Annotated in this window: 9 protein-coding genes; 6 read left to right on the top strand and 3 right to left on the bottom strand. The window is 63.6% G+C overall.

The window, feature by feature from the left end:
• Positions 1-94: 94 nt before the first annotated feature.
• On the bottom strand, positions 95-2272 hold the full coding sequence (locus tag CUC44_RS07810) for a glycoside hydrolase (RefSeq protein WP_100859403.1): 2178 nt from the start codon (positions 2270-2272) through the stop codon (positions 95-97).
• Positions 2273-2597: 325 nt separating this feature from the next.
• On the opposite strand from CUC44_RS07810, the gene CUC44_RS07805 reads away from it, so the two are divergent.
• The 6 genes from CUC44_RS07805 (at position 2598) to CUC44_RS07780 (ending at position 7257) form a co-directional block, all read left to right on the top strand.
• Positions 2598-3074, top strand: a complete 477-nt coding sequence (locus tag CUC44_RS07805; protein WP_167388828.1) for a L,D-transpeptidase family protein — start codon at positions 2598-2600, stop codon at positions 3072-3074.
• Positions 3075-3230: 156 nt separating this feature from the next.
• Positions 3231-3950, top strand: a complete 720-nt coding sequence (locus tag CUC44_RS07800) for an AzlC family ABC transporter permease (RefSeq protein ID WP_100859401.1) — start codon at positions 3231-3233, stop codon at positions 3948-3950.
• A gap of 2 nt (positions 3951-3952) precedes the next feature.
• The gene (locus tag CUC44_RS07795) at positions 3953-4294 is read left to right on the top strand and encodes an AzlD domain-containing protein (protein ID WP_100859400.1); all 342 of its coding nucleotides are present in this window, start codon (positions 3953-3955) and stop codon (positions 4292-4294) included.
• A gap of 115 nt (positions 4295-4409) precedes the next feature.
• Positions 4410-5936, top strand: coding sequence for a YjjI family glycine radical enzyme (locus tag CUC44_RS07790; protein ID WP_100859399.1), 1527 nt, complete (start codon positions 4410-4412; stop codon positions 5934-5936).
• Complete coding sequence (locus CUC44_RS07785) at positions 5926-6819, top strand: YjjW family glycine radical enzyme activase (protein ID WP_244166734.1); 894 nt, start codon at positions 5926-5928, stop codon at positions 6817-6819. Before CUC44_RS07790 ends, CUC44_RS07785 begins: the two co-directional genes overlap by 11 nt.
• A 114-nt stretch (positions 6820-6933) precedes the next feature.
• Positions 6934-7257 (top strand): DUF1820 family protein, encoded by a 324-nt coding sequence (locus CUC44_RS07780; protein WP_100859398.1) that lies wholly within the window; start codon positions 6934-6936, stop codon positions 7255-7257.
• Between the two features lie 12 nt (positions 7258-7269).
• Here CUC44_RS07780 and CUC44_RS07775 read toward each other — a convergent pair whose 3' ends face one another.
• Positions 7270-8199 carry a LysR family transcriptional regulator gene (locus tag CUC44_RS07775; protein ID WP_100859397.1) on the bottom strand — a complete coding sequence of 310 codons (930 nt, stop codon included), beginning with the start codon at positions 8197-8199 and terminating at the stop codon, positions 7270-7272.
• A 62-nt stretch (positions 8200-8261) separates the two neighbouring features.
• Entirely contained in the window at positions 8262-9458 is a 1197-nt protein-coding gene (locus tag CUC44_RS07770; RefSeq protein WP_100859396.1) for an amino acid aminotransferase, read from the bottom strand.
• Positions 9459-9835 lie beyond the last annotated feature (377 nt).

Genomic DNA, 9835 nt, shown 5'->3' with positions numbered 1-9835 from the left:
GAGGGATTTGCTTGCCGTGCACCGAGCAGGGGAGTCAGTGTTTGGTCAAGCGCCCTGCCCATTGGCAGGGCGCTTTCATTGAGAGGAGGGGGAGTCAGATCTTCAGCAGGGTGACGGGCTGGCCCTTGAGCGCCACCAGCAACTGGCGGCCCGGTAGCTTGTGCCCATCTATCTGGATGCTGCTCTTGCCAAAGTTCGCCACCAGCCGGCTGCCGTCGGAGAAGCGGGTCTCCTGCACCTTGCCGGCCCCGTCCCGCCAGCGGAAGTCCACCAGCGCCTTGTCCCACAGCGCCTTGTGCAGTGGCGCAAACTGGGCGTCCAGCTTGACCAGCTCCGGCAATCGACTCTTGAGCGTGCTGCGGCTCAGGTTGACGAGGGGCGGGGTGTTGTAGAGTAGGCCGAGTAGGGCGCGCTCCTCCCGGATGGCGGGAAACTTGAGGTTATCCAGCAGCCAGTGGTGGCTGTTGATCACCGAGTCGTGGAACACCGCCTGATAGAGGGGCAGCCTGTCCGCCGGGTTGAACACGGTTTTCAGGTAGCGCGGCTTGAGGCGAGCGGGCTGGAAGAAGACCTGGGGCGCCTCGTCTGGCCACCACTTGCCGAGGTAGTAGGGGGACTTGGCCTGCTTGCGCATGGCGGCATCGGTCCAGCCGAAGCCCCAGCTCTGGATGCCGTGGGCGAACATCAGCGGCTTGCTGGTGAGGGCGTTGCCATCCTCCGAGCCCAGCACCAGGCCGAGCCGCTCTCCCACCCAGCTCATGCGGGCGTTGCGGGCGGCTATCATGGCCGCGCTGCCCTGCTGGTGGGCCGGGCTGTAGTCGCTGGAGGCCATGGCGGTGCCATCTACGTCGAGGAACAGGCTGTTGATGGCGCTGGCCCTGGCCAGTTCGCTCATGCGCTCCTTGGCTAAGGGCAGGGTACAGCCTGGGTTGAGGTAGACCCCCTCGCCGCCAAAGCCGGGTCTGGGCTTGCCGTCGGCCTCTATGATGGCGCAGCGTTTGCCAAGCTCGGGGGGGAGCTGGGCGGTGAGCCAGGTATCGTTGCTGCCCGGGGGAATGGCGGTGTCGTAGGAGTCATAACTGCCCACCAGATAACCCGCCCGTTTGGCGGCGGCGATGGCCTGATCCTGCTGCAGGGCAGCCGTCCACTGGGGCGTGCCGAGCCAGAGCTTGCGCAGTCCCGCCTGTTGCAGCGCCTCTATGACCGGCAGTGACAACCCCTGACCCCATCGCGCCTGAGGCACCAGCAGCTCGCCGAACTGACTCTTGACCCACTGCTGGCGCAGGGCCAGCACCTTGCCCTGAGTGGCAGGGCCCTGCTGGGTGGAGAGGGGCAGTTGGCGGGCTATCAGCCGGTTGAGCCCTTCCATTATCTGGCTCTGCTGCCAGATCTGGGGGGCCGTGGCCGCCAGCGCCTCGCGCTCCTCAGGGGTGAAGGTCTTCAGCCACTCGGGTTTTTGGGTGATCTTGGCCTGCAGGGCGGCCCAATTCGTCACGTCTTGGCGATCCAGCAGGGCATCCCCCCACAGATAGAGGTGGCTGGCGCCGATCAGCCGCCGCCCGGCCGGGATGCGGGCGAACTTGTCCGCGAGAGACTGCCAGGCTCCCTCGGCCTGCAGCCATTCTCGGTAGCGTCTCGCCCCCGCCAGCCAGTCATCCCCCACGTGCAGCCGCACCACCAGCGGGGCCGGGTTGAAGTGGTTGAACTCGTGGCTGGCGATAAGCTGCAGCCGGCCCCCCTTGCGGGTGAAGCTGAGCTGGTTGTCGTAGGGGCTCTGCAGGATCCAGCTGTAGGTCAGCTTGCCCGCATCCTGACTCCAGAGCGGCAGCTTGAGATCGTAATGGGTGTCGAGCGTCGCCAGCTCGTCGCCCACATAGCCGAGCCAGTCACTGTCACGGACCGAGAAGCGGCTCCCCTCGCCAAACGCCATGGAGAGGTGGGTCTGGTTCTTCGGCAGGCTGTACCAGCCAAGCTGGCGGGGGCCGTCGCTGCTGAGGGTCAGCAGCAGATCCTGGCCATCCAGCCGCGCCTCGACCCGGGTCTCCTGGGCGGGCCAATGCCAGCTGATGTGCTGGGCATCCTGTTGCAGCTGATCGACCTGGCGGGCGGCCTGTCCCGCACTGACCGGCACCTCACCCACCGAGATGGCGAGGGTATCGGGATCGATGCGATAGCTGATGCTCCCGCTCTCGAGCAACAAGGGGGCGGCAGACAGGGGCGCCGCCAGCAGCAGGCCGACAAGGCCGGCGCCTAAGTAGGGAAGGGGGGGCATGGGGTCTCCTTGGAACACAGTCGGCGTCAGGGTACACCCGGGGGGAAGGAGACGAAAAGCATCAATAGGCATCTCGTTTTCGTACTAGTCTCTCTTTGAGACCCAGATCCCAATGAAAGGACTATCTCACTGTTTTGCTTGTGCATTCGTCCAGGTTGCCGAGCATGCCTGTGGGCGGTCGGGGGAGTGGCGTCAGATATGTTTCTCTGGATATATTGAGTATTGATGGCGATCCCATATCATGGCGCTCGCTCGCCACCCGAGAGTGGCGACATTCAGATGATCTGCTAACAAAGAAAGGCCTTAAGGCTTGTCGAGGGATGGAATGAGAGCCGTATTGTTGTGTTTGCTGGGGCTGTGGCCCGCACTGAGCTTTGCGACCCTGTCTGCGGACATGATCGTGGTCAAGAAGTCGAGTTATAGCCTGACCCTGATGAAGGATGGCAAAGAGGTCAAACGCTACTGGATCGCACTGGGCCCGGCGCCCATGGGTCACAAGCAGAAGGAAGGGGATCAGCGGACGCCGGAAGGGCGCTACATCCTCGACTACAAGAAGACCAACTCCGGCTACTACAAGGCCATCCACATCAACTACCCGAATCTGGACGACATCAAGGCGGCCAACGAGAAGGGCGTGAATCCCGGTGGCATGATCATGATCCACGGTCAGCGCAACGACATAGGCAACCGTCGTCTGCAGCCGTCCAACTGGACCAATGGCTGCATCGCCATGCTCAACCACGATCTGGATGAGGTGTGGAACGCCATCGAACCCGGTACCCCCATCGTCATCAAGCCCTGATCCCCTCGTCACGCCCGTCCCATCCCTGCACCGGGAGGACGGGCGTGTCATCTCTATCTTCTTGTCATTGCACGAATTGCCTCGACGGCGGCGTGGTATCTCGCCCCGCCCTGTGTTAGGTTTTTCGGTTCTCGTTGGCAGGACAAGGATGACCTCATGATTTCCCAAGCTCGCCCCCCTCACGCCGGGGTCGAGAGTTCGCGTGCGCTCTGGTGGCGTGCCACCCTCGATATTCTCCCGCTCTCCGTCTCGGTCATTCCCTGGGGCATCCTGTGCGGCGCCCTGGCGCTGCAGGTGGGATTGAGCCCCCTCCAGGCCCAGCTGATGTCGCTGCTGGTCTATGCCGGCGCTGCCCAGCTCTCGGCCACCACCTTGTTCGGGGCCGGTACGCCGCTGTTGCCCATCGTCGGCTCCACCTTCGTCATCACCTCCCAGCACCTGCTGTACGGCTTCACCTTCCGCCGGGATGTGTTGCCGCTCTCCCTGCGCTGGCGCGCCAGCCTGGCCTTCTTCCTGACCGACGAGATGTTCGCGGTGGCGCTCAAGGACAGGGAGCGCAGCGGCGCCTTCAATCCCGCCTACGCGCTGATCGCGGGCTTCGTGTTCTACCTGTTCTGGAACCTGGCGACCCTGCTCGGCATCGCCGCCGGCCAGTGCATGGAGGGGCTGGATCACATGGGGCTGGACTTCGCCATCGCGGCCACCTTCATCGCCATGACGATCCCGGCCATGAAGAACCTGCCCATGGTGGCGGCCACCCTGGTGAGCGGCGGCACGGCCCTGCTCACCAAGCCGCTGCTGGCGGAGATCTACATCATCATCTCGGCCCTGGCTGGCATGCTGGTGGGTTATATGCTGCATCGGATGAGGAGGTAATCATGAGCTGGCTGATGATAGGGCTGCTGACCCTGATCACCTTCTTCAACCGCTTCGCCTTCTTCTCGCGGCTGACCCGTTATCAACCCGGCGCCGAGATGGGGGCCTTCCTGAGCTTCTCGGCCCAGTCGGTGCTGACCGCCATCTGGCTGCCCATCGTGTTCAGCTACCAGCCCGGCAAGGGGCTGGACTGGGATCCCGACTACCTGGCGGCGACCCTGCTGGTGACGGTACTGACCCTGCTGCGGCTGCCGACCCTGGTGGTGGTGGTGGTCGGCATGGGGGGCTTCTTCCTGCTGCGCTGGCAAGGGGGCCTGCTGACCCTGCTGCCTTGGCTGGCATAGCCCGTGATCCAGCATAGCGGATGTCTATTGTCGACATCCGCTGTGTTGTGAATGTCACTTCAAATAAGGCCTTTCAAATGTGAGGATTTAGACATCATCCGTTTAGGAGCCTGTTATGTCTCTCACCGCCACCTGTCAGCGCATAGTGCGCGACCCTCTGCTCTCACCGACCCAGAAGAGCCACGCCCTGGCGCTTGCCGCCGAGAATGCCCTGCCTTACCCGGATCTCCCCGCCAGCGTCTCAGATGCCATGGCAGAAGGGGTGCTGTGCGACATGTTCGAGGGGCATGCCCCCTACAAGCCGCGCTACGTGCTGCCGGATTACCAGAGATTCCTGAGCCAGGGCTCGGCCTGGCTGGAGCTGGCACCGCCAAAGGATTTCGATGAGGCCCTGGATGCCCTGCGCATCCTCTATCATCACGTGCCCTCTGTGACCGGCATGCCGGTCTGGCTGGGGCTGCTGGATCAATTACTGCTGCCCTTCGTCGGAGCGCTGGACGACGAGACCCTCTATGGCAAGTTGCGGCGCTTCTGGATCTACCTGGACAGGGTGCTGCCGGACGCCTTCATGCACGTCAACATCGGGCCGGATGACAACCGGGTCTGCCGGCTGATCCTGCGCATCGATGGCGAGCTCAAGCAGGTGGCGCCAAACCTCAGCCTGTTCCACGACCCCGCCCAGAGTCCGGACTCCCTGCTGATGCAGGCGGTACAAAATATCGCCCAGTGCGGCAAACCCCATATCGTCAACTACCCCCTGCACAGGGACACCTTCGATACCCGCGGTTTTGGCATCGTCAGCTGTTATAACGCCCTGCCGCTGGGGGGCGGCGCCAATACCCTGGTGCGCATCTCCCTCAAGAAGGTGGCCGAGCAGAGCGCCGGCATCGACGACTTCCTGGAGAAATGGCTGCCCCACTATTGCGAGCAGGCCTCATTGCTCATCGAGGCCCGCGCCCGCTTCCTGCATTTGGAGTCCGGCTTCTTTGACAGCTTCCTGGTGCAGGAGGGGCTGATCGAGGAGGCGCGCTTCGTGCCCATGTTCGGCATCTATGGCATGGCGGAGGCGGTCAATAGCTTGATGGAGAAGGAAAATCGGCCAGAGCGTTACGGCCGCGACCAAGAGGCAAACCGGCTCGGCTATCGCATCTCGGCACAGCTCTCCGGTTATGTGACCAGCAGACCTCAGCTTCACGCCTGGAACGGGCGAGCCCTGCTCCATGCCCAGGGGGGCCTCAGCGTGGACAGGGGCGTGACACCCGGGGTGCGCATCCCTTACGGCGAGGAGCCGGATCCCGCCAGCCACGTGCTGGCGCTGGCGCCGCACCACGGCTTCTATGGCTCAGGTATCAGCGAGATCCTGACCCTGGATCCCACCATACGTCAGAACCCTCAGGCCCTGCTGCAACTGTGCAAGGGGGCCTTCGCCCTCGGCATGCGGGAGTTCAGCGCCAACGTAGGGGACAGCGATCTGGTGCGGGTTACCGGCTACATGATCCGCAAGAGCGACGTGGCCCGCTTCGCGGCCGAGGGCTCGCGCCTGCAGACCACCTGCCTCGGCGCCGAGGCGAGCGAGCTGACCGGCATTCGCCAGCGCTCTCCTCGGGTGGTGGCCCTCGAGAGCTGCCTGAGTGAGTGCTGACCAGAGCCGACTGCTGGCGCGCACCGCCGTCGTCAGCAGAATATTGCCCTTCTCTTGCGTGGATGGACCGGGTAATCGTCTGGTTATTTTCCTGCAGGGGTGCAACTTTCACTGCCCCGGTTGCCACAATCCACACACCATAGGGTTGTGCGATCACTGCGGCGACTGCGTGGCCGATTGTCCGAGCGGCGCCCTGACGATGGCGGAGGGGCGGGTGAGCTGGCAAGGGGCGCTCTGTACCCATTGCGATCGCTGCACCGACGGCTGCCCGCGCCAGGCCAGCCCCAAGACCCGGGTCATGTCGGTGGCCGAGGTATTGGCAGAGCTGCGCCGCTACGGCCCGCTGCTGAGCGGCGTCACCGTCTCCGGCGGCGAGGCGACCACCCAACTGCCGTTCGTGGTCGCCCTGTTCACCCTCATCAAGGCAGACCCGGAACTGGTTCGGTTGAGCTGTCTGCTCGACAGCAACGGCTCCCTGTCATTGGCGGGCTGGCAGCGGCTGCTGCCTGTGCTGGATGGCGCCATGCTGGATCTCAAGGGGTGGCGGGACGAGGTGCACCGCGCGCTCACCGGCTACGATCGCGAGCGGGTGCTGGCCTCCCTGCAACTGCTGGCACGGTGCGGCAAGCTGGCCGAGCTGCGCCTGCTGCAGGTGCCGGGCAGGACGGATTTCGTCGATGAGGGGGGGAGGCTGGACGCAGGGCTTTGCGCTTTCCTGCAGAGCCTGGGCCCCATTTCCATCCGTCTCAACGGGTTTCGCCATCACGGGGTGCGCGGGGGGGCGCTGAGCTGGCAGGAGGCGGGCATGGAGGAGTTGCAGCGATTGGCCAAGGCCCTGATTGCCAAGGGGTTTGGCCCGATTGCATTGCCCGCCCTGGTCTGAGCCTGGGGATGGGCAGCTCTGAGACTCGATATGACGCAACTGTGATGTCTGTCTATTTGGTGTGCGCGAAGTGGCGGCTAGAATGGGAAAACCGTCCACCATCAACAGACAGCCATGAGTGAAGCCAACGCCTTATACCGAGTGCAGTTCATTTGTCACAGCGAGCGTTACGAAGTCTACGTCCGGGAGGTCAATCAGGGGCAGTTGTTCGGCTTCATCGAAATAGCGAACTTCGTCTGGGACAACCACACGGCGCTCATCGTCGATCCCAGTCACGAGAAGCTCAAGAGCGAGTTTGCCGACGTCAACCGCACCCTGATCCCCATGCATCAGGTGCTGCGTATCGATCAGGTGCGCAAGCAGGGGGCGGCCCGCATCACAGAGCTCGGCAGCAACGTCGCCTCCTTCCCCGGTCCCATCTACACCAAGAAGCCCTGAGCCTGCTCTGGCTCAGCCTTGAGCCATAACCCGTCCCAGTTGCAGGATCCGTTGACGGAACCAGCGCAGGGCGGGCTCTTCCTCCGTGGGGCCGTACCACACCAGGCTGTGGGTCACGGCGCCATAGTCAAAGGGGGCCGCCAGTCGCACCAGTCCCGGCAGATCGGCCTGATTCGCCCAACCTTCGATGGCGGTGAGGATCAGATCGCTCTGGCGTAGCAGGGCCGCCGCGCTGCCAAAGTCCGGCAACGTGGCGCCTATCTGACGGCGTACCTGCAATTGGGCCAGGCTCTGCTCGAAGAAGGGGTTGGCGAGCTCGGTGTCGCGAATGGCGATGTGGCGCCAGCTCAGGTAAGCATCCAGATCCCAGTCTCGCGAGAGGGCCGGGTGATCCGATCGCAGCAGGCAGATCAGCCTGTCTTCGCGCAGGGGCTCCCACACTAGGCCAGGATGGCTTGGCAGGGGCTGGCTCTGATCGTGGGGCAGGATCACGAAGTCGAGCTTGCCCGCCGCCAGTCGCGCCAACGCCTGCTCATCCTTGTTCCAAATGACGGGCGTCATCCCCGGTACCTCCTTCATCAAGCGACCCAGAATGGGCCCCATGGGCCAGACCATGCCGCTCTCGCGCAGCGCTATGTTCAGTTGCCCCTGCCAGCTGGCGGGGTTGAATCCCTCCTGGCTGGCGAGGCCGTTCAACTCGCGCAGCAAGCGGTGCAGGCTGGGGCCGAGCCGCTCGGCAAACGGCGTGAGCAGCAACTGGTTGCCCTGGCGGTAGAGCAGCTGATCCCCGAGCAGTTCCCGCAGTTGGTTAAGAGTCTTGCTGACGGAGGAGGGGGTGGTGCAGAGGCGCTCGGCGCTTCGGGTGACGCTCTGACTGTCCAGCAGCAGGTGCAGGGTGACCAGATGGCGTCCGCCCAGGCGGGAGAGGGCAATCAGATCCATAGCGGCTCCTGGTAAAAGCGGGAAGGGGAAACAAAAAGCCCCGCCGAAGCGGGGCTTGGGGCTTAGCCCTTGAGCACGGCGGCCATGGCGTCGGCCACGTAGTCGACGTTGCGACTGTTGAGGCCCGCCACGCACATGCGACCGGAGCGCACCAGGTAGACGGCAAACTCTTCCCGCAGTCTGTCCACCTGCTCCGGGGTGAAACCGGTGTAGCTGAACATGCCGCGCTGGCTGACGAAGTAGCTGAAATCGCGACCCGGCACCTTGGCGCTCAGCACCTCGAACAGCTTCTGGCGCATGGCCTTGATGCGCACGCGCATCTCGGTCACTTCACCGACCCAGAGGGCGTGCAGGCTGGCGTCGTTCATCACGGCCGCGGTGATCTGACCGCCATGGGTGGGGGGGCTGGAATAGTTGCGACGCACGGTCGCCTTCATCTGACCCAGCACCCGGCCCGCCTCTTCCGCGTCCTGGCAGATGACCGACAGGCCGCCGCAGCGCTCGCCGTAGAAGGAGAGGTTCTTGGAGAAGGAGTTGCTGACGAAGAAGCTGACGCCGGCATCGACCATGGCGCGGATGGCGTAGGCATCCTCTTCCAGACCGTCACCGAAGCCCTGATAGGCGATGTCCATGAAGGGGATGAGGTGCTTCTCGACCACGAGGGTGATGACCTGATCCCACTGGGCGCGGGAGAGATCCACCCCGGTCGGGTTGTGGCAGCAGGGGTGCAGCAACACTATGCTCTTGGCCGGCAGGGCACTCAGGCAGGCGATCATGGCATCGAACTGGACGCCGCCGGTGGCCGCGTCGTAGTAGGGGTAGTCGTGCACCTTGATGCCGGCGCCCTCGAACATGGCCTTGTGGTTGTCCCAGGTCGGATTGCTGACCCAGACCTCGGAGGTCGGGAAGTAGCGCTTGAGCAGATCGGCGCCTATCTTCAATGCGCCCGAGCCCCCAATGGTCTGGATGGTGGCGATGCGACCGGCCTTGACCGCGGCATGCTCGGCACCAAACAGCAGGTGTTGCACTGCGGTGCGGTAGTTGGCGGCCCCTTCCATCGGCTGATAGGGGCGCGGCGCCGGGGCGGCGGCACGGGCGGCTTCGGCCTGCTGTACCGAGGCCAGCAGGGGAATGCGACCCTGCTCATCGTAATAGAGGCCGATCCCCAGGTTCACCTTCTGTTCGCGGGTGTCTTTGTGGAAGGTCTCGACTAGCGTCAGTATGGGGTCGCCAGCATAGGCATCGACGTGTTCAAACATGGGGGGTCCTTGAAGTTAACTGTCCAATCCAGCCGGCCACGGGCCGGGGTCGATATCATGGCGTAATCCAGACCTTGCCTCAAGCTGTTCGACCCGGCGCCTGGTGACAGCTGTTGTCGTAGCGAGTCGCCCCGGAAACTCGTGAACAAGCGCCAGCTCACAGTTATATACAAAATATATCTATTCTTTTAAGGGCTTGGGGATGGGCTTTAAGGCGTCACTTGGATAATATCGGGGTGCATATGGGGCTTTACTTTGGCCGACTCCTTCCCGAGCCAGGCGCAAGATCGGGGTTCACTTGAGCTGGCCAATTAGTTGCATAATAAACTAAGTATTTACTTAGTAATGAACGCAGTGTGCTCTGGCCCCTCATCCGG

The organism is Aeromonas lusitana (assembly GCF_002812985.1).
Taxonomy (GTDB): Bacteria; Pseudomonadota; Gammaproteobacteria; order Enterobacterales; family Aeromonadaceae; genus Aeromonas; species Aeromonas lusitana.
This window is presented reverse-complemented; position numbering and strand designations above follow the sequence as displayed.

Bases quoted from the DNA above. Each gene is read 5' to 3' on its own strand.
- CUC44_RS07810 (WP_100859403.1), bottom strand. From the start codon at position 2,272: ATGCCCCCCCTTCCCTACTTAGGCGCCGGCCTTGTCGGCCTGCTGCTG.
- CUC44_RS07805 (WP_167388828.1), top strand. From the start codon at position 2,598: ATGAGAGCCGTATTGTTGTGTTTGCTGGGGCTGTGGCCCGCACTGAGC.
- CUC44_RS07800 (WP_100859401.1), top strand. From the start codon at position 3,231: ATGATTTCCCAAGCTCGCCCCCCTCACGCCGGGGTCGAGAGTTCGCGT.
- CUC44_RS07795 (WP_100859400.1), top strand. From the start codon at position 3,953: ATGAGCTGGCTGATGATAGGGCTGCTGACCCTGATCACCTTCTTCAAC.
- CUC44_RS07790 (WP_100859399.1), top strand. From the start codon at position 4,410: ATGTCTCTCACCGCCACCTGTCAGCGCATAGTGCGCGACCCTCTGCTC.
- CUC44_RS07780 (WP_100859398.1), top strand. From the start codon at position 6,934: ATGAGTGAAGCCAACGCCTTATACCGAGTGCAGTTCATTTGTCACAGC.
- CUC44_RS07775 (WP_100859397.1), bottom strand. From the start codon at position 8,199: ATGGATCTGATTGCCCTCTCCCGCCTGGGCGGACGCCATCTGGTCACC.
- CUC44_RS07770 (WP_100859396.1), bottom strand. From the start codon at position 9,458: ATGTTTGAACACGTCGATGCCTATGCTGGCGACCCCATACTGACGCTA.